The organism is Formosa sejongensis, assembly GCF_033447105.1.
Lineage (GTDB): Bacteria > Bacteroidota > Bacteroidia > Flavobacteriales > Flavobacteriaceae > Formosa.
Genome location: NZ_JAWQUN010000002.1, coordinates 137794 through 161733, shown reverse-complemented (window position 1 = coordinate 161733; position 23940 = coordinate 137794). Strand labels below are relative to the sequence as shown.

The window sequence follows — 23940 nt, the reverse complement described above, 5'->3', positions numbered from 1 at the left end:
TGTTTTGTTTTAAATTAGTTTTGCCACCATAGTGGAGTTGTTAATAAATCTGCTCCTTGCTCACTAACCGCTTGAGTATAATTAGCATTGTTTAAAGATTGCTCTTCATTTGGATAATTAAATCTAGTAGGAATACTAGTTAAAACAGCATCTATAGCTAAAGGTAATACAGGGTAACCTGTACGGTTATATTCTGTAAAAGATTCAAATCCTTGCATGTATAAAGCAACCCATTCTTGTTCTGCAATTTGTTCTAATCCAGATGCTCCTCCGTTATAAGATAAAGGAATTTCTCCTGTACCTGTAAGTCCGTTAGAATAACAAGATGCAGTAATTCCGTTTACATAGTGTACAGCAGGATCACCTGAAATAAATCCTTTTTCTGCAGCTTCAGCCATTAAGAATTCTAATTGTGCATAACTTAAGTAAAATGCAGGTTGTTCAGCAGCGATATATTTATCACCTATTAAAGATACGTTATTAGAGTCTCCATAAAAAGAATCTCCGATGTTTTGGATTCCTGCAGGTTTTCCAACGTATCCGTTACCAGATCCATTTCCTCCAACTTCTTGTGCGTAAACAGGTAATCTTGGGTCATTGTAACCTAACATGAAGTTTACTAAAGATTCTCCTAAACACCATTCAGAAACACGACCTCCATCTACTAAGGTTTCAAAGTAAGGGTTTGCATTTGGAGATGCAGATAAGAAAGCAAGTTTAGCTTCTTGTTCGTTATTAGAGAATAATAAACCTGAGTTCACTAATGCTTGTAATTCTGATGCTACGTTAAACGTAGTTGCGTCTTTAGACACTCTCATTAATACTCTAAACTTTAAAGATGCAGCAAAACGTTTCCAGTTCATATAATCTCCTGAATAAATGAAATCTTGACTTGCATCGATAGTTCCACTTCCGTTTAATAACACCATAGCCTCGTCTAACATTGTTAAGATATCAGAATAAACAGATTTACTATCGTCGTAAACTGGAGTAGTGTTTCCTGTTGCTTCTGCCATTAAAGCTTCTTGTAAAGGAATGTTACCAAAAGCATCTGCTAATACTTGAAAAGCATGTGCTTTTATAACTAAAGCCACACCTTGAAGGTTACTATTTTCTTCTTCTGCAGCTAAAACTTGCATTTGTTCTGCATTCTTAATTGTTCTAAGGTATAATTGATCCCAAAGATCTGTAATAGAACCTTGTCTTGGTACATATAACTCGTTATCGTTATATACCGGTTTTCCTAAATGTTGTACCCAACAAGAACCTGCTTCTCCAGACAAGAATATACCTTGTATTTGGTTTGCTGTCGCTCTTAACGCATTACCTAACAATAAATTGGCAGGTACAACAGAAGGGTCGTTAGGGTTAGTATTTACTTCTTCGAAGCTTGAGTCGCAACTAGTAAGTACCATGGCAGGAACTATAGCAACTAGCGCTAATATATATTTCAGTTTTTTCATTTTTCTTTTATTTAAAATCTAACGTTTAAGTTAAAACCAATATTTCTGGTTGAAGGTTGTTGAGCATACTCTAAACCTTGAGCTCCTGTACTACTACTAAATGCAGTTTCCGGATCGATATGCGGTACTTTCTTGTAAAGAATAGCTAAGTTTCTAACTGTAAATCCTAAAGAAATAGCATCTACATTCATGTTACTGAAAATATCACTTGGGAAATCGTACACTAAAGCTATTTCTCTCCATTTGATGAAAGATGCATCATATACTGAAGATTCAGCAATGTTTTGAGAATAGGTTGTGCTGTAAAAACTTTGAGCAGAAGTAACAACATTGTTAGGTATCCATCCGCCGTTACCGTCAGACATTACACCTTCTCCGATTACACCAGTTTCTCTTCCTTGAAGTGTTTCTTCTAATACACCAGCTAATTTACCCCAAGAGTTTGTTTGAGAATACACATCTCCACCCCATTTAACATCAATTAATGTTGAGAATCTAAAGTTTTTGTAAGATGCATTAAAGTTAATACCTCCAACCCAGTCAGGGTTAATGTTACCTAATACTTGGTAAGTTGGATCTGCTGTAGGAATACCGTTTTGGTAAATAATTGCACCATCGTCGTTTCTTGCAAAAGCTGGTCCGTAAAGTGAACCAACTGCTTGACCTTCTCTAGCTTGGTTTTGTACATTCCATAAACTTCCTAATAAGATAGTTCCGTCATCTGTAGTTGAGTCATCATCTATATCTTGAACAACGTTTGTGTTTTGCGCAAAGTTAATATCGAAACCGAAGTTAAATCCAGTAGCTTCTTTACTTCTAATTACATCTACACCTAATGTGATTTCATACCCTTGGTTAGTAATAGTCGCTGCGTTATCCCAAATAAATGAATTCCCTGAAGCAGAAGAAATTTGTTTTGCCATAATTACGTCAGACGTTGTTTTGTCGTAGTAAGTTGCATCTAATCTTAATCTGTTTGCAAAGAATCTTGCATCTAAACCAACTTCAAATTCTTCTGTAGTTTCGTTTTGAATTTCTGGATTCCAAAGTGTTGCTGGATTTTGTGCTAATGGAGTAGTTCCCCAAGGCGTAGCAAATTCGTAAGATGGTTCTAAACTATAAGGAGATAATGGTCCTGCACTACCTACTTTAGCCCAACCTCCTCTTACTTTTAAGAAACCGTCAATTCCAATCATATCACTTAAGATTGCGCTAATGTTAGCACCTGGATAGAAGAAACTATTGTTGTTTAATGGTAAAACTGAAGCCCAGTCATTACGTCCTGTTACATCTACGAAAATTACATTGTTATAAGAGAATTGTGCAAAAGCGAATAAAGAGTTAATTTTTTGTTCAGAAGTATATTGATCCAATTCAGGTGAAACACCATCTCTTGTGTTAGCAATATTGTAAACATCTGGAACTTGTAATTCAAGGGCAGTCATTCCTAATCTGTGGTAGTTGTTTACCATTGCGTTTCCACCTGCACTAACGTTTAACTTGAATTGCTCACCTAAATCTGTATTGTAACTTAAGATTGCTTGAGAGTTAATTTCGTAACGCTCACGGTTAGTTTCAGAATAGTAACCTCTTGCGTACTCATACGTACCAAATGCTCTTCTACTTGTATCTAAAGAAGAGAAATAATCGATACCTGTTTGTGCTGTAAGGATTAAGTTATCTGTGAAACTATAGCTAAGATTAATATTCCCTAATAAACGATTTCTGTCGAAAGTGTTTGTGTTAGTATCCAACGCCCAGTAAGGGTTGTTGTTGTATGCCATGTTCCAGTTAATTGGAGTTTCAGTGTCAGTTCCAGCAGCTAAAGCTGTAGGTAAACTTCTCCAATCCTTTAAATCTTGGAAGTTTACGTTACGTCCACTCCATACTAGTTGTCCAATTTGGTTGTTAGAATCTCCGTAACCTACAGTTGGTAAATTACCACTTGATGTTTTAATATAATTTGCAGAAAAACCTACTTTCCATTTGTCTGATAAATCAAAATCCATTTTAGCAGAAAAATTGTATTTCGTTAAATCTGTATTATACATAACACCTTCAGTGTCTGTAAGACCCATAGATACTCTTCCGCTATAACCATCACCCGCTTTAGTAAAAGCGATGTTGTTATTAGTTGTAACACCTGTTTGGTAGAAGTCTTTTACGTTATGTTCGTAAGACACCCAAGGCCTAGCTTCACCATCGAAAGAATCCCATTGTACAAATTCTAAACCAGAATTTAAAGCAGGTCCCCAACTTTCGTCAACTCCACCGCTTCCAGTAATTCCGTCTACATATTCGAAGTAGTTAGCACTATTACCTTGACCATAAGAGTTTTGGTAATCTGGTAAAATATAAGCGTCATCAAAAGAGATATTACTAGAAATATCAATTCCTAATTTGTTTCCTTTAGAACTACCAGTTTTAGTAGTAACTACAATAACACCATTAGCACCACGCATACCGTATAAAGAAGTAGCAGCACCACCTTTTAAAACGTTCATAGAAGCAATATCGTCTTGGTTAAGATCGGCAAGTCCGTTAGGAGTCATGTTACCACCACTAGAAGTAGAATCACCATAACTAGAGTTGTCCATAATTACACCATCGACAACGATTAAAGGTTGACTGCTACCACTAATAGAAGATATACCACGAATAACAATTCTACTTTCAGAACCCACAGCTCCAGAAGCACTAGTTACGTTTACACCTGCTACTTTACCACTTAAAGAGTTTACAATGTTTGCAGCTCTTACTGTAGTTAGTTCTTCAGAATCTACCGATTGAGATGAGTATCCAAGAGCTTTTTCATCTCTTTTAATACCTAAAGCTGTTACTACAACTTCATCTAATTGAGCTAAATCCTCGCTCATTACTACGTTTACAGTGTTTGACTCTTTTAATGTTACAGTTTTAGTTTTGTAACCAATAAAAGAATATAATAATACATCTCCACTATTAGCGGATATTGCATAATTACCATCAAAATCTGATTGCGTACCTTGAGAGGTTCCTTTAATAATAATATTCACCCCAGGGAGAGGTAAACCAGTTTCGTCTGAAACAGTCCCTGAAATTGTTTTTTCCTGTGCAAATGCAAACTGCACAACGAACGCTAGAAACAGCGTTAGAATTCCACTAAACTTTGTTTTCATTTTTATTTATTTTGAATTAGTCTGTTCCAAAAATCACAATAAAAAGTTAATAAAACAATAAATAACCCTTAAATTATTTTAAAATATCAAATTTCAATCGTTGTAGTGGCGTCTTTTGTTAAAATAACGTTGTCAAACTGATATGTATTTTTGCATTACTGATAGTGTAAGTTTGGTTTTCTGATTTACCATTAGCAAAATTCAATTTAAGTAGCCCTGCTTTTGTCAATACCGCAAAACCGACCCCTAAGCCTATTAGTTTTTCCTTTTGACCAGCAAGTAGGTTCTCAAAGTAGGAAAAATCTGTAATACTGTGAATATATATGGTCGGATTTAGCTGTAATCTGTATTCTAGATTAAGCACAGTGTACAGATTTGCGGTTAAACTGTTCTCGTCAAAACCGCGAATTGAGTTAATTCCACCAAAACGAAGCAATTCATTTTCTAAATAGTTGTTGGATTGTAATCCAGCAGCTGTAAATCGGGAGTAAATGCTGTTTTTTTCGTTTAAATAAAAAATATGTGCGAGTTCGAAGTCAAATTGCTTTTGGTTTTCTTTAGTGTCATCATAAAGACGTGTTCCAATTCCTAATGTTATATCTCCATATGTTTTTATTGGAAATAGAAGACTTTCCTCATCCAAATGAATATAATTGTATTTGGTTTCAAAAAACGTGGATTTATAATCATCGACTAAAAGTGTACTTGGATCGTCTATAAGTTTGTTAGAATTTACAGATGTTACTCCTAAATAAGCTTTTTGTTCTGTGTTTATTTGATAGTATAATTTTATAGACTGATTTACGGTAGTAAAAGAGGAATCTTTCTTGAAGATATTTAAATCTACATTTGTTCCTATAGGTGATTTAAATAAATAAGGCGCATCTATATTTATGTTAAACGTTTTTTGATCGTTCTCGTCACTTTCGTATACCAGTTTAATAGATTCACCATAATTTAGATTATTCCTTAATAACATATTCAAATAACCACTAAACTCAAGTTTGTTTGTGTCTTCGTTTGTAGTAAAACCCAAATAGCCATCAAAATTGTTGCTTTTCTGTTTTTCTAAATATATATATAAGGTAGTCGAATCTTTGGTGAAGAGCACTTCTGCATCTCGAATTAAATTTGTAAACGGAAGTTTATTAAGCCGTTTTGTTTTTTTTATAATTTCGTTCATGTTAAAAATATCACCAGTTTTAATTTGAGCGTAATATTTTATATATTTTCTTGGAAATTTCTCGTAGCCTTTTACTATAATTTTATCGATGTGTCTTTCTATAGTTTTTTCTGAAATTTTTAAATCAGCTTTTACACTATCGTTTTCAATATTTATGTTTTCAAGCTTTAATGTTGAAAAGGGCAGGCCTTGTTCTGCAAGTTTAGAATTTAAACGTTGTAGTGATGTTTCGGTATCCTTAAAAGGAAGAACGATAAAATTTCCATCTGAAGTAATGTTTGCCGAGTTTAAAATGGGAGCATCTAAATGAGCATCATTATACCTTATATATATATAAGTATATTTTTTATTAAGATTTAAAGAAGATATTACTGTAGAATCGTTAATTTTTTCGGTGTCCTTTATGGTATGAGCGATATAACCTTCGCTGTTTAAAATTTTAGAGAGCGTGTTTAGTTCATTTAAAACCGATTTATAATCTGTATGTATAGAATAATAAGACAGTGAGTCTATAATATGAGTTTCCTGATCTGTATTTCCATGAATTTTTAATATTAAATTCTGACACAGCACTTTAGATGTTGTTAGTAAAAGAAAAGTAAATAAAATGATTTTTTGATGCACTATTGGTTATGCTTTAGAATTGTAAAACTAACGGAAAAACTAAACTAATAATATGCATGAATGAAAAAAAGTTAAATTCGATTGAAAATTAATCGATTAGGGTTTGAAAAATAAAAATAAATCCTTACATTTGCAGCCCTCTAAGAAGAGAATATTTTATAAATTTTATAGAAAATATGCCAACAATTTCACAATTAGTACGAAACGGAAGAACCAAAATAACCAAGAAGAGTAAATCGGTAGCTTTAGATTCGTGTCCTCAAAGACGAGGGGTTTGTACGCGTGTTTATACTACAACACCTAAGAAACCTAACTCTGCAATGCGTAAAGTAGCGAGAGTTAGATTAACTAACGGTAATGAAGTAAATGCATACATCCCTGGTGAAGGTCACAATTTACAAGAGCACTCGATAGTATTGGTTAGAGGTGGAAGGGTAAAAGATTTGCCAGGAGTTAGATATCACATCGTTCGTGGTGCCTTAGACACAGCAGGTGTTTCAGGAAGAACACAACGTAGATCTAAGTACGGAGCAAAACGCCCAAAGAAGTAATTAAATTCTTTTAAAGAAAAGACATGAGAAAAAGAGCAGCAAAAAAGAGACCGCTTTTACCAGATCCTCGTTTTAACGATCAGTTAGTAACTAGATTCGTAAACATGATGATGTGGGATGGTAAGAAATCGGTAGCTTTTAAGGTATTTTATGATGCAATTGACATCGTAGACACAAAAAAAACAGACGAAGAAAAAACAGCTTTAGAGTTGTGGAAAGATGCTTTATCTAACGTTATGCCTCACGTAGAAGTGCGTAGTCGTAGAGTAGGTGGTGCAACATTCCAAATTCCAATGCAAATTCGTCCAGACAGAAAAGTTTCAACTGCAATGAAATGGCTAATTAGCTATTCTCGTAAAAGAAACGAAAAATCTATGGCACAACGTTTAGCATCAGAGATTTTAGCTGCGGCTAAAGAAGAAGGGGCAGCTGTTAAGAAAAGAACAGATACTCATAAAATGGCAGAAGCTAACAAAGCATTCTCACACTTTAGATTCTAAATAAAATGGCAAGAGATTTAAGATTAACAAGAAACATAGGAATTGCTGCTCATATTGATGCTGGTAAAACAACAACAACAGAGCGTATTCTTTATTATACTGGAGTTTCTCATAAAATTGGTGAAGTACACGATGGTGCTGCAACTATGGACTGGATGGAGCAAGAGCAAGAACGTGGTATTACTATCACTTCTGCGGCTACAACCTGTGAATGGGTATTCCCTAAAGAAAATGGTGAACCAACAGCTGATGCTCAAGGTTATCATTTTAATATTATTGACACTCCTGGTCACGTTGATTTTACAGTTGAAGTAAATCGTTCATTACGTGTATTAGATGGGTTAGTATTCTTGTTTAGTGCAGTTGATGGTGTTGAGCCACAATCTGAAACAAACTGGAGATTAGCAGATAATTATAAAGTGCCTAGAATAGGTTTTGTTAATAAAATGGACCGTCAAGGATCTAATTTTTTAGCAGTTTGTGGTCAAGTTAAAGAAATGTTAGGTTCAAATGCTGTGCCTATAGTTTTAAACATTGGTGACGAAGAAAACTTTAAAGGTATTGTAGATTTAGTTAAAAACAGAGCTATAATCTGGCATGACGAAAGTCAAGGGGCAACTTTTGATGTTATTGAAATTCCTGAAGAATTAAAAGCTGAAGCTAAAAAATATAGAGCATTACTTATTGAGGAAGTTGCATCTTACGATGAAAACTTACTTGAAAAATTCATGGAAGATGAAGACTCTATTACAGAAGAAGAAGTGCATTCTGCACTTAGAGCTGCTGTAATGGATATGGCTATCATTCCAATGATTTGTGGTTCTTCTTTTAAAAATAAAGGTGTACAATTCTTATTAGATGCTGTATGTCGTTATTTGCCTTCTCCTATGGATAGAGAAAGTGTAATTGGAACGAATCCATATACAGATGCTGAAGAAAGACGTAGACCAGATGTAAAGGAGCCTTTTGCTGCTTTAGCATTTAAAATTGCTACAGATCCTTTTGTTGGTCGTTTAGCATTCTTTAGAGCATATTCAGGTCGTTTAGATGCAGGTTCTTATGTATTGAATAATCGTTCTGGTAAAAAAGAAAGAATTTCTCGTATTTATCAAATGCATGCTAACAAGCAAAATGCAATTGATTATATCGAGGCTGGAGATATTGGAGCTGCTGTTGGATTTAAATCTATTAAAACAGGAGATACACTTTCAGATGAAAAACATCCTATTGTTTTAGAATCTATGGATTTTCCAGATCCAGTAATTGGTATTGCTGTTGAACCAAAAACAAAAGCAGATGTTGATAAATTAGGTATGGCTTTAGCTAAATTAGCAGAAGAAGATCCTACATTTACAGCTAGAACTGATGAAGCGTCAGGACAAACTATTATATCAGGAATGGGTGAATTACACTTAGATATTATTGTTGACCGTTTAAGACGTGAGTTTAAGGTTGAAGTAAACCAAGGACAACCACAAGTTGAATACAAAGAAGCGATTACACAAGCTGCAGATCATAGAGAAGTTTACAAAAAACAATCTGGTGGTAGAGGAAAATTCGCAGACATTGCATTTACGGTTGAGCCAGCTGATGAAGGAAAAGAAGGTCTTGAATTTATTTCTGTAATTAAAGGTGGTAACGTTCCTAAAGAATTTATCCCTTCAATTGAAAAAGGATTTAAAATGGCTATGGTAAATGGACCATTAGCAGGATACGAAATTGACTCCATGAAAGTGACATTGAGAGATGGATCTTATCATGATGTGGATTCTGATGCATTATCTTTTGAACTAGCTGCAAAGTTAGGATTCAAAAATTGTGCAAAAGCTGCAAAAGCAGTTATCATGGAACCTATTATGAAAATTGAAGTTATTACACCTGAAGAAAACATGGGTGATATAGTAGGTGATTTAAATAGAAGAAGAGGACAAATGACCAGTATGGGAGACAGAGCAGGTGCAAAAACTGTAAAAGCTACCGTACCATTATCTGAGATGTTTGGATATGTAACAACATTAAGAACATTATCTTCAGGTCGTGCTACATCAACTATGGAATTTTCACACTATGCTGAAACACCTTCAAATATATCTGAAGAAGTGATTAAGGCAGCTAAAGGTACAGACGCTTAAAACTAAGAATATGAGTCAAAAAATTAGAATCAAATTAAAATCTTACGATCATAACTTAGTAGACAAGTCTGCTGATAAGATTGTAAAAACTGTAAAAAGTACAGGTGCAGTTGTAACAGGACCAATTCCGTTACCAACACACAAGAAAATTTTCACTGTATTACGTTCTCCACACGTAAATAAGAAGTCTAGAGAGCAATTTCAATTAAGTTCTTACAAGAGATTACTTGATATTTATAGCTCTTCTTCTAAAACAATTGATGCTTTAATGAAACTTGAATTGCCAAGTGGAGTAGAAGTAGAGATTAAAGTTTAGTTAGAGAACACTTACAAACGTAAGATTTTTAGAAACGAAAGTTTCATATAAACATGTCCTGAGCCGCGAGCGAGGGAAAAACGGTAAAAATACATTCAGGGTTGAACGTGTTTCGACCCTGAATTATTTTATATATAATACTAATAAATAAATTAATAATTATGTCTGGGTTAATTGGAAAAAAAATCGGTATGACCAGCATCTTCGATGAAAATGGAAAAAACATTCCATGTACAGTAATCGAAGCTGGACCATGTATCGTTACCCAAGTCAGAACTGAAGAAGTTGATGGTTATAAAGCCTTACAACTTGGTTTCGATGACGCGACAGAAAAAAGCGCTACTAAAGCTGACCTAGGTCATGCTAAAAAAGCAGGAACTTCTGTAAAACGCAAAATCGTAGAATTTAAAGGTTTTGATTCGGAGTACAAATTAGGTGATGCAATCACTGTTGAGCACTTTATAGAAGGTGAATTCGTAGATATTGCTGGAACTTCAAAAGGTAAAGGTTTTCAAGGAGTTGTAAAACGTCACGGCTTTGCTGGGGTAGGTCAAGCAACTCACGGTCAACACAACCGATTAAGAGCACCGGGTTCTATTGGAGCGGCATCTTATCCTGCAAGAGTATTTAAGGGAATGAAGATGGCAGGAAGAATGGGAACTGATAGAGTTAAAGTTGAAAATTTAAGAGTTCTAAAAGTAGTTGCTGAAAAGAATCTACTTGTGGTTAAAGGATGTGTTCCTGGTCATAACAACTCTTATGTAATCATTGAGAAGTAATGAAAGTAGCAGTTTTAGATATAAATGGAAAAGAAACTGGAAGAAAGGTAGACCTTTCTGATTCAGTTTTTGCTATAGAGCCTAACAATCATGCTGTGTATTTGGATGTTAAACAATATTTAGCAAACCAAAGACAAGGAACTCACAAAGCTAAAGAGCGTGCTGAGATTTCTGGTTCTACACGTAAGATTAAAAAGCAAAAAGGAACTGGTACAGCTAGAGCAGGTAGTATTAAGTCTGGAGTTTTTAAAGGAGGTGGACGTATGTTCGGACCAAGACCTAGAAACTACAGTTTCAAACTTAACAAAAACCTTAAGCGTTTAGCTCGTAAATCAGCCTTAACAATTAAAGCATCAGAACAAGCAATTGTGGTAATCGAAGATCTTAATTTCGATTCAGCTAAAACTAAAAATTTCACTAGTGTATTGAAAGCTTTAGACTTAGACAACAAAAAATCACTATTTGTGTTGGGTGCGTTAAATAATAATGTATATTTGTCATCACGAAATTTAAAGAGCTCTGAAGTTATAATTAACTCAGAATTAAGCACTTACAAGATTTTAAACGCAAATAAAGTAGTCCTTTTTGAGAGTTCTTTAGAAGGAATTGAAACGAATTTAAGTAAATAAGGAAGCGATGAGTATCTTAATTAAACCTATTATAACAGAAAAAGCGACTGCAAACAGTGAATTAAACAACTGTTTTAGCTTTATGGTTAATACAAAGGCGAACAAGGTAGAAATTAAAAAAGCAGTGGAAGCTGCTTATGGCGTTTCTGTTGAAAAAGTTCGTACAATAAATGTCCGTCCAGATAGAAGTACTAAGTTTACAAAAACTGGTATTCAACATGGTAAAACAAATGCTGTTAAAAAAGCACTTGTACAACTGGCGGAAGGTGAAGTGATTGATTTATACAGTAACATGTAATTAGACAAAAATGTCAGTAAGAAAATTAAAACCGATCACACCAGGTCAGCGATTTAGAGTAGTAAATGGATTTGACGCCATTACTACTGATAAGCCGGAGAAAAGTTTATTAGCTCCGAACAAAAGATCAGGTGGTAGAAACAGTCAAGGAAAAATGACCATGCGCTATATTGGTGGTGGTCATAAAAAAAGGTATCGTATCATTGATTTTAAAAGAACTAAAGCGGGAATCCCTGCTGAAGTAAAATCAATCCAATACGATCCAAACAGAACAGCTTTTATTGCATTATTAAATTACCAAGATGGTGAGAAAACTTATGTAATTGCTCAAAACGGATTACAAGTTGGTCAAACAGTTGTGTCAGGGCAAGAAGGTGTCGCTCCAGAAATTGGTAACGCAATGCCTTTAAGTCAAATTCCATTAGGAACAATTATTTCTTGTGTAGAGTTACGTCCAGGACAAGGAGCTGTTATGGCTCGTAGTGCTGGTGCTTTTGCTCAGTTAATGGCAAGAGATGGTAAATTTGCAACTATAAAACTTCCATCAGGAGAAACTAGATTAATTTTAGTTAACTGTATGGCTACAATAGGTGTTGTGTCTAACTCAGATCATCAATTACTAGTATCAGGTAAAGCTGGTAGAAGTAGATGGTTAGGAAGAAGACCTCGTACAAGACCGGTAGTAATGAACCCTGTAGATCACCCAATGGGAGGTGGTGAAGGAAAATCTTCTGGAGGACATCCTCGTTCAAGAAAAGGTTTACCTGCTAAAGGATTCAGAACCCGTTCTAAAACAAAAGCGAGTAATAAGTATATTGTAGAACGTAGAAAGAAATAAGACATGGCAAGATCATTAAAAAAAGGACCTTACGTTCATTATAAATTAGATAAGAGAGTCCAAGAAAATGTTGATGGCGGAAAGAAAACAGTAATCAAAACGTGGTCTAGAGCCTCTATGATTACTCCAGATTTCGTTGGACAGACTATTGCAGTACATAACGGACGTCAATTTGTTCCTGTATTTGTTACTGAAAATATGGTAGGACATAAATTAGGAGAATTTTCACCAACACGATCTTTTAGAGGTCATGCAGGTGCTAAAAACAAAGGTAAAAAGTAGTAAGCTATGGGAAGTCGTAAAAAACAAATGGCCGACGCTATTAAGGAAGATAAAAAGCAAGTTGCTTTTGCAAAACTTAATAACTGTCCTACGTCACCGAGAAAAATGCGTTTAGTAGCCGATTTAGTAAGAGGTGAAAAAGTAGAAAAAGCGCTTAACATTTTGAAATTCAGTTCAAAAGAAGCTTCAAATCGTTTAGAGAAATTGTTAATGTCTGCAATTGCAAACTGGCAATCTAAAAACGAAGATGCAAGTATCGAAGATGCTGAATTAATAGTTAAAGAGATTAGAGTAGATGGCGGATCTATGTTAAAAAGATTACGTCCAGCTCCTCAAGGTCGTGCGCACAGAATTAGAAAGCGTTCTAACCACGTTACTATTGTGGTTGGAGCTAACAATAATATACAAGCTTAAATAGATATGGGACAAAAAACAAATCCAATCGGAAATCGCTTAGGAATTATCAGAGGATGGGAATCTAACTGGTACGGAGGAAACGATTATGGCGACAAGTTAGCCGAAGACGATAAGATCAGAAAATACGTTCATGCACGTTTATCTAAAGCGAGTATTTCAAGAGTAATTATCGAAAGAACTCTTAAACTTGTAACCGTTACTATAACTACTGCAAGACCTGGTATTATTATTGGGAAAGGTGGACAAGAAGTAGACAAGTTAAAAGAAGAGCTTAAGAAAATTACTGGTAAAGAAGTTCAAATAAATATATTTGAAATTAAAAGACCAGAACTTGATGCATTTTTAGTAGGGTCAAGCATTGCTCGTCAGATTGAGAATAGAATCTCTTACAGACGTGCAATTAAAATGGCTATCGCTGCTACAATGCGAATGAATGCTGAAGGAATTAAAGTTCAGATTAGTGGACGTTTAAACGGGGCAGAAATGGCACGTTCAGAACACTACAAAGATGGACGTATTCCATTATCAACATTCAGAGCCGATATTGACTATGCTTTAGTTGAGGCACACACTACTTATGGTAGACTAGGTGTTAAAGTATGGATCATGAAAGGTGAAGTATATGGAAAAAGAGAGCTTTCTCCGCTTGTTGGATTGTCTAAGAAGCAAGGAAAAGGTGGAACTCGAGGAGGAAATACTAACAAACCTCGTCGTAGAAAGTAATTTTTTAAAGTAAAGAAAAATGTTACAGCCTAAAAGAACAAAATTTCGTAAAGCACAAAAAGGACGTATGAAGGGTAACTCTGGTAGAGGGCACCAATTATCAAACGGAACTTTTGGAATAAAATCACTTGATTCGAATTTTTTAACATCGCGTCAAATAGAAGCAGCACGTATCGCCGCTACACGTCACATGAAGAGAGAAGGACAACTTTGGATAAAAATATTTCCAGATAAGCCTATCACTAAGAAGCCTCTTGAAGTACGTATGGGTAAAGGTAAAGGTGCCGTTGAATATTGGGCAGCTGTTGTGAAGCCAGGAAGACTACTTTTCGAAGTAGGAGGAGTACCGTTAGACGTTGCTAAAGAAGCATTACGTTTAGCAGCTCAAAAATTACCGGTAAAAACAAAGTTTGTTATCGCTAGAGATTACGAAGCATAATTTATTTGATGTTATGAAACAATCAGAAATTAAAGAATTATCTACTGCTGAGTTACAAGAGAAACTTGGTGAGACAAAAAAGAGTTATTCAGACCTGAAAATGGCACATGCAATATCTCCTTTAGAAAATCCAATTCAACTACGAAACGTAAGACGTGACGTAGCTAAAATTGCGACAGAAATAACTAAAAGAGAATTACAATAATTCTGCTGAAAGATGGAAAAAAGAAATTTAAGAAAAGAACGTGTAGGAGTTGTTACTAGTAACAAGATGCAAAAATCTATTGTTGTTGCTGAAGTTAAAAAAGTAAAACACCCTATGTATGGTAAGTTCGTGTTAAAAACGAAAAAATACGTTGCACACGACGAGACTAACGATTGTAATATTGGAGATACTGTAAAGATCATGGAAACACGACCTATGAGTAAATCTAAATGTTGGAGATTAGTTGAAATAATTGAAAGAGCGAAGTAATTATGTTACAACAAGAATCAAGATTAAAAGTAGCAGATAACACTGGAGCAAAGGAAGTTTTAACTATCCGTGTTCTAGGTGGTACTAAAAGAAGATACGCTTCTGTAGGAGACAAAATAGTTGTTTCTGTTAAAGACGCAACACCTAATGGAAACATTAAAAAAGGTGCTGTTTCTACTGCAGTTGTTGTACGTACTAAAAAAGAAGTAAGACGTCCTGACGGATCTTATATCAGATTCGACGACAATGCTTGTGTTTTATTAAACCCAACGGGTGAAATGAGAGGAACACGTGTATTTGGACCTGTTGCTAGAGAACTTCGTGATAAACAATTCATGAAAATTGTATCATTAGCACCTGAAGTGCTTTAATGACTTATAAGATGACAAAGCTTAAGATAAAATCTGGAGATACTGTAAAAGTAATTACTGGAGATCATAAAGGATCTGAAGGGAAAGTACTTAAGATATTAACCGATAAGAACAAAGCGATTGTTGAGGGTGTAAACTTGGTGAAGAAACATACTAAGCCAAGTGCACAAAGCCCTCAAGGAGGAATCGTAGAAAAGGAAGCTCCAATTCAAATATCTAATCTATCTTTATTAACTACAAAGGGTGAAGCTACTCGTGTTGGTTATAGAGTAGAAGATGGTAAGAAAGTGAGATTTTCTAAAAAATCTAATGAAGTAATTTAGTTATGGCATATTCACCGAGACTTAAAGAAGAGTATAAAAGCAAAGTAATTGCTGCTCTTACAGAAGAATTTGGATATAAAAATGTTATGCAAGTTCCAAAATTATCTAAGATAGTATTATCTAAAGGTGTTGGAGCAGCTGTTGCAGATAAGAAGTTAGTAGACTACGCAGTAGAAGAACTAACAACTATTACTGGACAGAGAGCTATAGCAACTATATCTAAAAAAGATGTTGCATCTTTCAAATTACGTAAAGGAATGCCAATTGGTGCGAAAGTTACGTTAAGAGGAGAAAGAATGTACGAATTTTTAGACCGTTTAGTTACTTCAGCCTTACCTCGTGTTAGAGATTTTGGCGGAATTAAAGCAACAGGATTTGACGGAAGAGGTAATTATAACCTTGGAGTTACAGAACAAATTATCTTTCCAGAAATTGATATTGATAAAGTTAATAAAATTTCAGGAATGGATATTACTTTTGTAACATCTGCCGAAACTGATAAAGAAGCAAAATCATTATTAACTGAACTGGGTTTACCTTTTCAAAAGAACTAAGATATGGCTAAAGAATCAATGAAAGCCCGTGAGGTTAAAAGAGCAAAAACAGTAGCTAAGTATGCTGAAAAACGTAAAGCTTTGAAAGAAGCTGGCGATTATATAGGCTTACAAAAATTACCAAAAAATGCTTCTCCTGTACGTATGCACAACAGATGTAAACTAACAGGTAGACCAAAAGGTTATATGCGTACATTTGGTATTTCTCGTGTAACATTCAGAGAAATGGCAAACAACGGTCTTATACCAGGTGTAAGAAAAGCAAGCTGGTAAAAAATAATTATAAATTGGTTTTAGGTTCAATATAGTGTTGAAAACCAAAACCGCAAATTAATACATATGTATACAGATCCAATAGCGGATTATCTAACAAGAATTAGAAATGCTGTACGTGCCAACCACAGAGTGGTTGAGATACCAGCATCTAATTTGAAAAAAGAGATTACAAAAATATTATTCGACCAAGGATATATTTTAAGTTACAAATTCGATGATTCTTCAGTACAAGGAACTATTAAAATAGCCCTTAAGTACAACAAGGACACTAAAGAACCGGTAATTAAGAAGATTCAAAGAATCAGTAAACCAGGTTTACGTAAGTACGCAAGTTCAACCGAACTACCTAGAATTTTAAATGGTCTTGGTATTGCTATCATTTCAACTTCTCACGGAGTTATGACAGGAAAACAAGCTCAGAAAGAAAATATTGGTGGTGAAGTATTATGTTACGTTTACTAATTTAAAGACTATAAGAAATGTCAAGAATAGGTAATAACCCAGTCGCAATTCCGGAAGGAATTACAGTTGATATTAACGATAATATTGTTACAGTAAAAGGAAAGTTAGGAGAATTATCTCAAGAGTTTTCTAGTGTTACAATAAAAGTTGAAGATGGAAACGTTATAGTTGAACGTTCTTCTGATAAAAAAGAAGATAAATCTAAACACGGACTTTACAGAGCCTTAATCAATAACATGATTGAAGGTGTAACTAAAGGATGGTCTAAGCAATTAGAACTAGTAGGTGTTGGATATAGAGCTAGTAATCAAGGAAACAAACTTGATTTAGCATTAGGATTTTCTCACAATATTGTATTAGACATTGCTCCAGAAGTAACTGTTGAAACAGTATCTGAGAAAGGTAAAAACCCTATAATTAAACTTACGTCTCATGATAAGCAACTTGTTGGACAAGTAGCAGCAAAAATTAGAGACTTTAGAAGACCTGAGCCGTATAAAGGAAAAGGGATTAAGTTTGTAGGAGAAGTATTAAGAAGAAAAGCAGGTAAATCAGCTTAATAATTTATAAGTTATGGCGTTAACAAAAAACGAAAGACGATTAAGAATTAAAAGCAGAGTTCGTAAAATAGTTTCTGGTACAGAAGCTAGACCAAGATTATCTGTTTTTAGAAGTAATAAAGAAATTTATGCTCAAGTGGTAGATGATGTAACTGGTATAACTATCAGTTCAGCATCTTCAAGAGATAAAGACATTAGTTCTGCAAAAGGATCTAAAGCAGAAATTGCTACTCTAGTAGGAAAATCTGTAGCTGAAAAAGCTTTAAAAGCAGGTGTAGATACTATCTCTTTTGATAGAGGTGGTTATTTATATCATGGTAGAGTAAAATCATTAGCTGAAGGAGCTAGAGAAGCAGGACTTAAATTCTAAGAAATTATGTATCAAAAATACAAAAGCGCAGAGCTAGTTAAACCAAGTGGATTAGATCTTAAAGATCGTTTAGTTGGTGTACAGAGAGTTACAAAAGTAACTAAAGGTGGTAGAGCATTTGGTTTTTCAGCAATCGTAGTGGTTGGTGATGAAGCAGGTGTTGTAGGTCACGGTTTAGGAAAGTCTAAAGATGTTGCAAGTGCTATTGCTAAGGCAGTAGAAGATGCAAAGAAAAATTTAGTACGTATTCCAATCGTAAAACGTACATTACCACATGAACAAAAAGGAAAATTTGGTGGAGCAAGAGTAAACATTATTCCTGCAGCTCCTGGTACAGGAGTTATTGCTGGTGGAGCTGTGAGAACAGTTTTAGAAGCAGTAGGAGTACATGATGTTTTATCTAAATCTCAAGGTTCATCAAACCCTCATAACGTTGTTAAAGCAACTTTTGATGCATTACTTCAATTAAGAAGTGCAAAATCAATTGCTAAAGATAGAGGCGTTTCATTAGAAAAAGTTTTTAAAGGTTAATAGCGATAGAAATGGGAAAGATTAAAGTAACGAAAGTTAAAAGCGCAATTAAACGTACTCAAAGACAAAAAAGAACTTTAGAAGCTCTTGGTCTTAAGCGTATTGGGCAAGTCGTAGAGCATGAAAACACACCAAATATTCTTGGTATGGTTGCTAAAGTAGAACACTTAGTTTCTGTTGAAGAAGCTTAATAATAAACTGAGAAATGGATTTAAGTAAATTAAAACCTGCAGAAGGTTCAGTTAAAAATCAAGGAAAAAGAATAGGTCGTGGACAAGGTTCTGGGAAAGGTGGTACCGCTACACGTGGTCACAAAGGAGCAAAATCTCGTTCAGGTTATTCTAAGAAACTAGGATTTGAAGGAGGGCAAATGCCTCTTCAAAGACGTGTTCCTAAATTTGGTTTTACTAACATTAACCGTGTAGAATATCAAGGTGTAAACTTAGATGTTTTACAAAAAATGGTTGATGACAAGAAAATTAACGACACAGTAAATTTAGACTCATTAATGACTTTGGGATTAACTGGAAAGAATGATCTAGTTAAAATCTTAGGAAGAGGTGAACTAAAAACAAAATTAAAAGTAACTGCTCATAAATTTACTGCTTCAGCAAAAGCTGCTATTGAAGCGGCTGGAGGAGAAGCTGTAACTTTATAATCACGTAATAGAGCATGAAATTTATAGAAACGTTAAAGAATGTTTGGAAAATTGAGGAACTAAGAAATAGAATCATCTTAACCGTTGGTCTACTATTAGTTTATAGATTTGGTGCACAAGTAGTCTTACCTGGTATTGATGCAGCACAATTAGAAACCTTACAAAGTAATACAGATTCTGGATTATTAGGTTTGTTAAATGCATTTACTGGAGGTGCTTTTGCTAATGCATCAATTTTTGCCTTAGGTATTATGCCGTACATTTCTGCTTCTATTGTAGTGCAATTAATGGGAATCGCGATTCCTTACTTGCAAAAATTACAAAAAGAAGGTGCTAGTGGTCAAAAGAAAATTAATCAAATTACACGTTGGTTAACTATTGCGATATGTTTGGTTCAAGCACCAGGATATTTAGCTAGTTTACCAAGTTTAGGAATTCCACAAAGTGCATTCCTATTAGGACAAGGTGGTTTATTCTATTTTTCATCAATGGTTATTTTAATTACAGGTTGTATCTTTGCAATGTGGTTAGGAGAAAAGATTACAGATAAAGGGATTGGTAATGGTATTTCACTTTTAATTATGGTGGGTATTATTGCACGTTTACCAATATCTTTCTTCCAAAACGCAGCATCTCGTTTAGAAGGGAATAACGTTATGTTAATCCTTATTGAATTGGTATTGTGGTTTGTTATTATCTTTGCTTCGATCATGCTTATTATGGCTGTAAGAAAAATTGCTGTTCAATATGCAAGACGTACTGCTTCTGGAGGATATGAGAAAAACATTATGGGATCTAGACAATATATTCCATTAAAACTTAACGCTTCTGGAGTAATGCCAATTATTTTTGCACAAGCAATTATGTTTGTACCAGGTCTAATAGGAGGTGCTTCTTTTATGAAAGATTCTGCTTCTGGACAATGGTTACAATCACAATTTTCTGATATATTCGGATTTTGGTATAATTTATTATTCGCATTCTTAATTATCATATTCACGTATTTTTACACTGCGATTACTGTTCCTACGAACAAGATGGCAGATGATTTAAAACGTAGTGGTGGTTTTATTCCAGGGATTCGTCCAGGGTCTGAAACATCAGAATATTTAGATAAGATTATGTCACAAATAACATTACCTGGCTCTATTTTCTTAGCACTTATTGCTATATTTCCTGCAATAGTTGTGAAGTTAATAAATGTTCAGTCTGGATGGGCCTTATTTTTTGGTGGTACATCACTATTAATTTTGGTTGGAGTATCAATTGACACGATGCAACAAGTAAATTCTTATTTGTTGAATAGACACTATGATGGCTTGATGAAAACTGGTAAAAATAGAAAAGCGGTAGCTTAATATATTATACAATGGCAAAACAAGCAGCAATAGAACAAGACGGAACAATTATTGAAGCATTATCAAATGCAATGTTTCGTGTTGAGTTAGAGAATGGTCACATTGTGACTGCTCATATATCTGGTAAAATGCGTATGCATTACATTAAATTGTTACCAGGTGATAAAGTAAAATTAGAAATGAGTCCTTATGATTTAACTAAGGCTAGAATAACTTATAGATACTAATACGATGAAAGTAAGAGCATCAGTTAAAAAAAGAAGTGCAGATTGTAAAATCGTGCGTAGAAAAGGTAGACTTTACGTAATTAACAAAAAGAATCCTAGATTCAAACAAAGACAAGGGTAGTTATGGCAAGAATTGCAGGTGTAGACATACCAAAACAGAAAAGAGGAGTGATTTCTTTAACTTATATCTACGGAATAGGTAGTACGAGATCACAACAAATTTTAGCAGAAGCTAAAGTTGACGAAAACACAAAAGTTCAAGATTGGACAGATGATGAAATAGGTTCTATTCGTGAAGCTGTTTCTAAGTTCACTATTGAAGGTGAGTTACGTTCTGAAACACAATTAAGCATTAAGCGATTAATGGACATTGGTTGTTACAGAGGTATTCGTCATAGAGCTGGTCTTCCATTAAGAGGACAACGTACTAAAAACAACTCTAGAACTAGAAAAGGTAGAAGAAAAACTGTTGCTAACAAGAAGAAAGCAACTAAATAATTAAAAGTCATTAGTATTTAGAAGCTAGATGAATCTGTTCGAAATCGAAAGGTTTAGGATTCTATCACTAACAACTAACAACTAGAAACTAAAATAATATGGCAAAGTCAAATACAAAGAGTACTAAAAAACGTAAAGTTATAGTAGACGCTGTAGGAGAAGCTCACGTTACTGCTTCTTTTAACAACATCATTATTTCTCTTACCAACAAAAAAGGAGACGTTATTTCTTGGTCTTCAGCTGGTAAAATGGGATTTAGAGGATCTAAAAAGAACACGCCTTACGCAGCGCAATTAGCAGCAGAAGATGCAGTTACTGTAGCACAAGAGGCAGGTTTAAAGAAAGTAAAAGTTTATGTTAAAGGACCAGGAAATGGTAGAGAATCTGCTATCCGTTCTATTCATAATGCAGGAATTGAAGTAACAGAGATTATCGATGTTACACCATTACCACATAATGGTTGTCGTCCTCCAAAACGTAGAAGAGTATAATTTACGTTATTTCTAAAAAAAATTAATATCAGCTATTATACAGTTGGTATTAATTTTTTTATGCGTAAATTTGCACTCGTAAAAAATAATTTTAACAAGTATAACAAAGAGATTAACGATTATCGAAGGATAAGATTAAGACCTTAATTCATAATCACTCTTTAAAAACAATTAGATATGGCAAGATATACTGGTCCTAAAACTAAAATAGCTCGTAAGTTTGGTGAAGCTATTTTTGGAGATGATAAATCTTTTGAAAAAAGAAATTACCCTCCAGGTCAACACGGAGCTAACAAGCGTCGTGGAAAAAAATCTGAATATGCTGTCCAATTAATGGAAAAGCAAAAAGCTAAATATACTTACGGTATATTAGAACGTCAATTCAGAGGTTTATTCAAAAAAGCAACTGCTTCACAAGGTATTACTGGTGAGGTATTATTACAATTATGTGAATCTAGATTAGATAATGTTGTTTATAGAATGGGTGTTTCTCCTTCTAGAAGTGGTGCTAGACAATTAGTATCTCACAGACATATTACTGTAAATGGTGAGTTGGTAAACATTCCTTCTTACAATTTAAAAGCAGGAGATGTTGTTGCTGTTAGAGAAAAATCTAAATCACTTGAAGCTATCGATAGATCATTATCGAATTCAAGTCAAGTGTTCGAATGGATTACTTGGAATAACGAAACTAAGCAAGGAACTTACGTTTCTGTACCTGCTAGAATTCAAATTCCAGAAAACATTAACGAGCAGTTTATCGTAGAATTATATTCTAAATAATAAATAATAAACATTGTTGTTTAGCCAAAGGGTTTGTTTGTATTTCTTCAAGCTTATAAACCGCGCAACTAAATAATAATTAAAACGAAGAATAATATGGCAGTATTTAATTTTCAGAAGCCCGATAAAGTAATCATGATTGATTCTACTGATTTCGAAGGTAAATTCGAATTCAGACCTTTAGAACCTGGTTATGGATTAACAGTTGGAAATGCTTTAAGAAGAGTTTTACTTTCTTCTTTAGAAGGATTTGCAATTACATCGGTTAGAATAGAAGGAGTAGATCATGAGTTTTCAACAATACCTGGTGTTGTAGAAGATGTTACAGAAATCATTTTGAATTTAAAACAAGTACGTTTTAAAAGACAAATCGAAGATGTAGATAACGAATCTGTTTCTATCTCTATTTCTGGACAAGATCAAATTACAGCTGGAGATTTCCAAAAGTATATTTCTGGTTTTCAAGTTTTAAATTCGGATTTAGTAATCTGTAATTTAGATCCAAAAGTTACCGTTAATATGGAAATCACTATCGAAAAAGGTAGAGGTTATGTTCCTGCAGAAGAAAATAAAAAGGCTACTGCTCCAATTGGAACAATCTTTGTTGATTCTATATATACTCCTATTAAAAATGTTAAGTATAGTATTGAGAATTATCGTGTAGAGCAAAAGACTGATTACGAAAAATTAATTTTCGAAATTCAATCAGATGGTTCTATTACGCCTCAAGACGCATTAACAGAAGCTGCTAAAACGTTAATCCATCACTTTATGTTATTCTCTGATGAGCGTATCACTTTAGAAGCTGATGAGATTGCACAAACTGAAACTTATGATGAAGAAAGTCTTCACATGAGACAGTTACTTAAAACAAAATTAGTAGACATGGATCTTTCAGTTCGTGCTCTTAATTGTTTAAAGGCTGCAGAAGTTGATACTTTAGGTGATCTTGTATCATTTAATAAAAACGACTTAATGAAGTTCCGTAACTTCGGTAAAAAATCTTTAACAGAGCTTGAAGAGCTTGTAAATGTAAAAGGTTTAAACTTTGGTATGGACTTATCAAAATACAAATTAGATAAAGATTAATTAATCATATTTTGCTCCTCGATGTCGAGTTTAGTAGCAAGATGATAACACAAATGTCATGAGACACGGAAAAAAAGTAAATCACTTAGGTAGACAAACAGCTCATAGAAAAGCGATGCTTGCTAATATGGCTTGTTCTTTAATAGAACACAAACGTATTAATACTACCGTTGCTAAAGCAAAAGCTTTAAAACAATTTATAGAGCCTTTAGTAACTAAGTCTAAAGCAGATACTACACACAACAGACGTATAGTATTTAGTAAATTAAGACAAAAAGAAGCTGTAACTGAATTATTCAGAGATGTTGCTGCAAAAATAGGTGATAGACCAGGAGGATACACACGTATCATTAAACTTGGTAATCGTTTAGGAGATAATGCTGACATGGCAATGATAGAATTAGTTGATTACAACGAAATCTATAATGCTGGTAAAGCAGAAAAGAAAACTACACGTAGAAGTAGAAGAGGTGGTTCTAAACCAGCTGCTGCACCTGCTGTAGAAACTAAAGATTCTAGCGAAGAAGAATAAATGTTATATTGCATTATAAATAAAAAGAGGCTACCTTATTTAAGGTGGCC

35 protein-coding genes are annotated in these 23940 nt (G+C 34.2%); 32 read left to right on the top strand and 3 right to left on the bottom strand.

Features of this window, described 5'->3' with window-relative positions; genetic code table 11:
• Positions 1–14 precede the first annotated feature (14 nt).
• The 3 genes from R6X41_RS03025 to R6X41_RS03015 form a co-directional block, all read right to left on the bottom strand.
• The gene (locus tag R6X41_RS03025; protein WP_318497326.1) at positions 15–1463 is read right to left on the bottom strand and encodes a SusD/RagB family nutrient-binding outer membrane lipoprotein; all 1449 of its coding nucleotides are present in this window, start codon (positions 1461–1463) and stop codon (positions 15–17) included.
• Between the two features lie 11 nt (positions 1464–1474).
• A complete protein-coding gene (locus tag R6X41_RS03020) occupies positions 1475–4621 on the bottom strand; it encodes a SusC/RagA family TonB-linked outer membrane protein (protein WP_318497324.1) in 3147 nt (1048 codons plus the stop codon).
• 118 nt (positions 4622–4739) lie between these two features.
• Positions 4740–6428, bottom strand: a complete 1689-nt coding sequence (locus R6X41_RS03015) for a BamA/TamA family outer membrane protein (RefSeq protein ID WP_318497323.1) — start codon at positions 6426–6428, stop codon at positions 4740–4742.
• Between the two features lie 176 nt (positions 6429–6604).
• On the opposite strand from R6X41_RS03015, the gene rpsL reads away from it, so the two are divergent.
• The 32 genes from rpsL to rplQ all read left to right on the top strand — a co-directional run bounded on the left by rpsL (position 6605) and on the right by rplQ (position 23890).
• Entirely contained in the window at positions 6605–6979 is a 375-nt protein-coding gene (gene rpsL, locus R6X41_RS03010; protein ID WP_318497321.1) for a 30S ribosomal protein S12, read from the top strand.
• Positions 6980–7002: 23 nt separating this feature from the next.
• Entirely contained in the window at positions 7003–7479 is a 477-nt protein-coding gene (gene rpsG / locus R6X41_RS03005; RefSeq protein WP_318497319.1) for a 30S ribosomal protein S7, read from the top strand.
• Between the two features lie 5 nt (positions 7480–7484).
• Entirely contained in the window at positions 7485–9611 is a 2127-nt protein-coding gene (fusA, locus tag R6X41_RS03000) for an elongation factor G (protein ID WP_318497317.1), read from the top strand.
• A gap of 10 nt (positions 9612–9621) precedes the next feature.
• Positions 9622–9927, top strand: a complete 306-nt coding sequence (rpsJ, locus tag R6X41_RS02995; protein ID WP_007650482.1) for a 30S ribosomal protein S10 — start codon at positions 9622–9624, stop codon at positions 9925–9927.
• Between the two features lie 161 nt (positions 9928–10088).
• On the top strand, positions 10089–10706 hold the full coding sequence (rplC, locus tag R6X41_RS02990; protein WP_318497304.1) for a 50S ribosomal protein L3: 618 nt from the start codon (positions 10089–10091) through the stop codon (positions 10704–10706).
• Positions 10706–11335, top strand: a complete 630-nt coding sequence (gene rplD, locus R6X41_RS02985; RefSeq protein ID WP_318497302.1) for a 50S ribosomal protein L4 — start codon at positions 10706–10708, stop codon at positions 11333–11335. The genes rplC and rplD overlap by 1 nt, the downstream gene beginning before the upstream one ends.
• Before the next feature lie 7 nt (positions 11336–11342).
• Positions 11343–11633, top strand: coding sequence for a 50S ribosomal protein L23 (gene rplW / locus R6X41_RS02980; protein ID WP_038527285.1), 291 nt, complete (start codon positions 11343–11345; stop codon positions 11631–11633).
• 10 nt (positions 11634–11643) lie between these two features.
• Positions 11644–12471, top strand: a complete 828-nt coding sequence (gene rplB, locus R6X41_RS02975) for a 50S ribosomal protein L2 (RefSeq protein ID WP_318497300.1) — start codon at positions 11644–11646, stop codon at positions 12469–12471.
• A gap of 3 nt (positions 12472–12474) precedes the next feature.
• The gene (gene rpsS, locus R6X41_RS02970) at positions 12475–12753 is read left to right on the top strand and encodes a 30S ribosomal protein S19 (protein WP_038527291.1); all 279 of its coding nucleotides are present in this window, start codon (positions 12475–12477) and stop codon (positions 12751–12753) included.
• Between the two features lie 6 nt (positions 12754–12759).
• Complete coding sequence (gene rplV, locus R6X41_RS02965) at positions 12760–13167, top strand: 50S ribosomal protein L22 (protein ID WP_318497298.1); 408 nt, start codon at positions 12760–12762, stop codon at positions 13165–13167.
• 6 nt (positions 13168–13173) lie between these two features.
• Positions 13174–13893 carry a 30S ribosomal protein S3 gene (gene rpsC / locus R6X41_RS02960; protein ID WP_318497296.1) on the top strand — a complete coding sequence of 240 codons (720 nt, stop codon included), beginning with the start codon at positions 13174–13176 and terminating at the stop codon, positions 13891–13893.
• Positions 13894–13912: 19 nt separating this feature from the next.
• Positions 13913–14332, top strand: a complete 420-nt coding sequence (gene rplP / locus R6X41_RS02955; RefSeq protein ID WP_159022785.1) for a 50S ribosomal protein L16 — start codon at positions 13913–13915, stop codon at positions 14330–14332.
• Between the two features lie 13 nt (positions 14333–14345).
• On the top strand, positions 14346–14537 hold the full coding sequence (gene rpmC / locus R6X41_RS02950) for a 50S ribosomal protein L29 (protein WP_159022786.1): 192 nt from the start codon (positions 14346–14348) through the stop codon (positions 14535–14537).
• 12 nt (positions 14538–14549) lie between these two features.
• Positions 14550–14807, top strand: coding sequence for a 30S ribosomal protein S17 (gene rpsQ / locus R6X41_RS02945; protein ID WP_038527305.1), 258 nt, complete (start codon positions 14550–14552; stop codon positions 14805–14807).
• A 2-nt stretch (positions 14808–14809) separates the two neighbouring features.
• A complete protein-coding gene (gene rplN, locus R6X41_RS02940; protein WP_142783890.1) occupies positions 14810–15178 on the top strand; it encodes a 50S ribosomal protein L14 in 369 nt (122 codons plus the stop codon).
• An 11-nt stretch (positions 15179–15189) separates the two neighbouring features.
• The gene (gene rplX, locus R6X41_RS02935) at positions 15190–15501 is read left to right on the top strand and encodes a 50S ribosomal protein L24 (protein ID WP_318497291.1); all 312 of its coding nucleotides are present in this window, start codon (positions 15190–15192) and stop codon (positions 15499–15501) included.
• Between the two features lie 2 nt (positions 15502–15503).
• A complete protein-coding gene (rplE, locus tag R6X41_RS02930; RefSeq protein WP_318497289.1) occupies positions 15504–16055 on the top strand; it encodes a 50S ribosomal protein L5 in 552 nt (183 codons plus the stop codon).
• A gap of 3 nt (positions 16056–16058) precedes the next feature.
• Entirely contained in the window at positions 16059–16328 is a 270-nt protein-coding gene (gene rpsN / locus R6X41_RS02925) for a 30S ribosomal protein S14 (RefSeq protein ID WP_318497287.1), read from the top strand.
• Between the two features lie 66 nt (positions 16329–16394).
• Positions 16395–16793: a 30S ribosomal protein S8 gene (rpsH, locus tag R6X41_RS02920; protein WP_318497286.1), complete on the top strand. Its 399-nt coding sequence runs from the start codon at positions 16395–16397 to the stop codon at positions 16791–16793.
• 17 nt (positions 16794–16810) lie between these two features.
• Complete coding sequence (gene rplF / locus R6X41_RS02915) at positions 16811–17353, top strand: 50S ribosomal protein L6 (protein WP_318497284.1); 543 nt, start codon at positions 16811–16813, stop codon at positions 17351–17353.
• 13 nt (positions 17354–17366) lie between these two features.
• Entirely contained in the window at positions 17367–17723 is a 357-nt protein-coding gene (gene rplR / locus R6X41_RS02910; protein WP_318497283.1) for a 50S ribosomal protein L18, read from the top strand.
• Positions 17724–17729: 6 nt separating this feature from the next.
• Positions 17730–18254 carry a 30S ribosomal protein S5 gene (rpsE, locus tag R6X41_RS02905; protein WP_318497281.1) on the top strand — a complete coding sequence of 175 codons (525 nt, stop codon included), beginning with the start codon at positions 17730–17732 and terminating at the stop codon, positions 18252–18254.
• An 11-nt stretch (positions 18255–18265) separates the two neighbouring features.
• Positions 18266–18445, top strand: coding sequence for a 50S ribosomal protein L30 (gene rpmD, locus R6X41_RS02900; protein WP_038527327.1), 180 nt, complete (start codon positions 18266–18268; stop codon positions 18443–18445).
• A gap of 14 nt (positions 18446–18459) precedes the next feature.
• Positions 18460–18912: a 50S ribosomal protein L15 gene (rplO, locus tag R6X41_RS02895; RefSeq protein WP_318497279.1), complete on the top strand. Its 453-nt coding sequence runs from the start codon at positions 18460–18462 to the stop codon at positions 18910–18912.
• Between the two features lie 14 nt (positions 18913–18926).
• The gene (gene secY / locus R6X41_RS02890) at positions 18927–20270 is read left to right on the top strand and encodes a preprotein translocase subunit SecY (protein WP_318497277.1); all 1344 of its coding nucleotides are present in this window, start codon (positions 18927–18929) and stop codon (positions 20268–20270) included.
• An 11-nt stretch (positions 20271–20281) separates the two neighbouring features.
• On the top strand, positions 20282–20497 hold the full coding sequence (gene infA, locus R6X41_RS02885) for a translation initiation factor IF-1 (RefSeq protein WP_007094967.1): 216 nt from the start codon (positions 20282–20284) through the stop codon (positions 20495–20497).
• A gap of 4 nt (positions 20498–20501) precedes the next feature.
• Positions 20502–20618, top strand: coding sequence for a type B 50S ribosomal protein L36 (gene ykgO, locus R6X41_RS02880; RefSeq protein ID WP_013305171.1), 117 nt, complete (start codon positions 20502–20504; stop codon positions 20616–20618).
• Between the two features lie 2 nt (positions 20619–20620).
• Positions 20621–20995 carry a 30S ribosomal protein S13 gene (gene rpsM / locus R6X41_RS02875; RefSeq protein ID WP_318497211.1) on the top strand — a complete coding sequence of 125 codons (375 nt, stop codon included), beginning with the start codon at positions 20621–20623 and terminating at the stop codon, positions 20993–20995.
• Positions 20996–21093: 98 nt separating this feature from the next.
• Positions 21094–21486 carry a 30S ribosomal protein S11 gene (gene rpsK, locus R6X41_RS02870; protein WP_038527342.1) on the top strand — a complete coding sequence of 131 codons (393 nt, stop codon included), beginning with the start codon at positions 21094–21096 and terminating at the stop codon, positions 21484–21486.
• A gap of 177 nt (positions 21487–21663) precedes the next feature.
• A complete protein-coding gene (gene rpsD, locus R6X41_RS02865; protein WP_318497206.1) occupies positions 21664–22269 on the top strand; it encodes a 30S ribosomal protein S4 in 606 nt (201 codons plus the stop codon).
• Positions 22270–22365: 96 nt separating this feature from the next.
• Positions 22366–23358, top strand: a complete 993-nt coding sequence (locus R6X41_RS02860; protein ID WP_318497204.1) for a DNA-directed RNA polymerase subunit alpha — start codon at positions 22366–22368, stop codon at positions 23356–23358.
• 58 nt (positions 23359–23416) lie between these two features.
• Positions 23417–23890 carry a 50S ribosomal protein L17 gene (rplQ, locus tag R6X41_RS02855; protein WP_318497202.1) on the top strand — a complete coding sequence of 158 codons (474 nt, stop codon included), beginning with the start codon at positions 23417–23419 and terminating at the stop codon, positions 23888–23890.
• The last annotated feature ends 50 nt before the right edge of the window (positions 23891–23940 follow it).

Bases quoted from the DNA above. Each gene is read 5' to 3' on its own strand.
- rplE (WP_318497289.1), top strand. From the start codon at position 15,504: ATGGCATATTCACCGAGACTTAAAGAAGAGTATAAAAGCAAAGTAATT.
- rpsC (WP_318497296.1), top strand. From the start codon at position 13,174: ATGGGACAAAAAACAAATCCAATCGGAAATCGCTTAGGAATTATCAGA.
- rplO (WP_318497279.1), top strand. From the start codon at position 18,460: ATGGATTTAAGTAAATTAAAACCTGCAGAAGGTTCAGTTAAAAATCAA.
- rpsK (WP_038527342.1), top strand. From the start codon at position 21,094: ATGGCAAAGTCAAATACAAAGAGTACTAAAAAACGTAAAGTTATAGTA.
- rpmC (WP_159022786.1), top strand. From the start codon at position 14,346: ATGAAACAATCAGAAATTAAAGAATTATCTACTGCTGAGTTACAAGAG.
- rplW (WP_038527285.1), top strand. From the start codon at position 11,343: ATGAGTATCTTAATTAAACCTATTATAACAGAAAAAGCGACTGCAAAC.
- ykgO (WP_013305171.1), top strand. From the start codon at position 20,502: ATGAAAGTAAGAGCATCAGTTAAAAAAAGAAGTGCAGATTGTAAAATC.
- secY (WP_318497277.1), top strand. From the start codon at position 18,927: ATGAAATTTATAGAAACGTTAAAGAATGTTTGGAAAATTGAGGAACTA.
- rpsJ (WP_007650482.1), top strand. From the start codon at position 9,622: ATGAGTCAAAAAATTAGAATCAAATTAAAATCTTACGATCATAACTTA.
- rpmD (WP_038527327.1), top strand. From the start codon at position 18,266: ATGGGAAAGATTAAAGTAACGAAAGTTAAAAGCGCAATTAAACGTACT.
- rplD (WP_318497302.1), top strand. From the start codon at position 10,706: ATGAAAGTAGCAGTTTTAGATATAAATGGAAAAGAAACTGGAAGAAAG.
- infA (WP_007094967.1), top strand. From the start codon at position 20,282: ATGGCAAAACAAGCAGCAATAGAACAAGACGGAACAATTATTGAAGCA.
- rpsS (WP_038527291.1), top strand. From the start codon at position 12,475: ATGGCAAGATCATTAAAAAAAGGACCTTACGTTCATTATAAATTAGAT.
- rplF (WP_318497284.1), top strand. From the start codon at position 16,811: ATGTCAAGAATAGGTAATAACCCAGTCGCAATTCCGGAAGGAATTACA.
- R6X41_RS02860 (WP_318497204.1), top strand. From the start codon at position 22,366: ATGGCAGTATTTAATTTTCAGAAGCCCGATAAAGTAATCATGATTGAT.
- R6X41_RS03020 (WP_318497324.1), bottom strand. From the start codon at position 4,621: ATGAAAACAAAGTTTAGTGGAATTCTAACGCTGTTTCTAGCGTTCGTT.
- rplX (WP_318497291.1), top strand. From the start codon at position 15,190: ATGACAAAGCTTAAGATAAAATCTGGAGATACTGTAAAAGTAATTACT.
- rpsM (WP_318497211.1), top strand. From the start codon at position 20,621: ATGGCAAGAATTGCAGGTGTAGACATACCAAAACAGAAAAGAGGAGTG.
- rplP (WP_159022785.1), top strand. From the start codon at position 13,913: ATGTTACAGCCTAAAAGAACAAAATTTCGTAAAGCACAAAAAGGACGT.
- rpsG (WP_318497319.1), top strand. From the start codon at position 7,003: ATGAGAAAAAGAGCAGCAAAAAAGAGACCGCTTTTACCAGATCCTCGT.
- rplB (WP_318497300.1), top strand. From the start codon at position 11,644: ATGTCAGTAAGAAAATTAAAACCGATCACACCAGGTCAGCGATTTAGA.
- rplN (WP_142783890.1), top strand. From the start codon at position 14,810: ATGTTACAACAAGAATCAAGATTAAAAGTAGCAGATAACACTGGAGCA.
- rpsE (WP_318497281.1), top strand. From the start codon at position 17,730: ATGTATCAAAAATACAAAAGCGCAGAGCTAGTTAAACCAAGTGGATTA.
- rpsQ (WP_038527305.1), top strand. From the start codon at position 14,550: ATGGAAAAAAGAAATTTAAGAAAAGAACGTGTAGGAGTTGTTACTAGT.
- fusA (WP_318497317.1), top strand. From the start codon at position 7,485: ATGGCAAGAGATTTAAGATTAACAAGAAACATAGGAATTGCTGCTCAT.
- rplQ (WP_318497202.1), top strand. From the start codon at position 23,417: ATGAGACACGGAAAAAAAGTAAATCACTTAGGTAGACAAACAGCTCAT.
- rplR (WP_318497283.1), top strand. From the start codon at position 17,367: ATGGCGTTAACAAAAAACGAAAGACGATTAAGAATTAAAAGCAGAGTT.
- rpsD (WP_318497206.1), top strand. From the start codon at position 21,664: ATGGCAAGATATACTGGTCCTAAAACTAAAATAGCTCGTAAGTTTGGT.
- R6X41_RS03025 (WP_318497326.1), bottom strand. From the start codon at position 1,463: ATGAAAAAACTGAAATATATATTAGCGCTAGTTGCTATAGTTCCTGCC.
- rpsN (WP_318497287.1), top strand. From the start codon at position 16,059: ATGGCTAAAGAATCAATGAAAGCCCGTGAGGTTAAAAGAGCAAAAACA.
- rpsH (WP_318497286.1), top strand. From the start codon at position 16,395: ATGTATACAGATCCAATAGCGGATTATCTAACAAGAATTAGAAATGCT.
- rplC (WP_318497304.1), top strand. From the start codon at position 10,089: ATGTCTGGGTTAATTGGAAAAAAAATCGGTATGACCAGCATCTTCGAT.
- rpsL (WP_318497321.1), top strand. From the start codon at position 6,605: ATGCCAACAATTTCACAATTAGTACGAAACGGAAGAACCAAAATAACC.
- rplV (WP_318497298.1), top strand. From the start codon at position 12,760: ATGGGAAGTCGTAAAAAACAAATGGCCGACGCTATTAAGGAAGATAAA.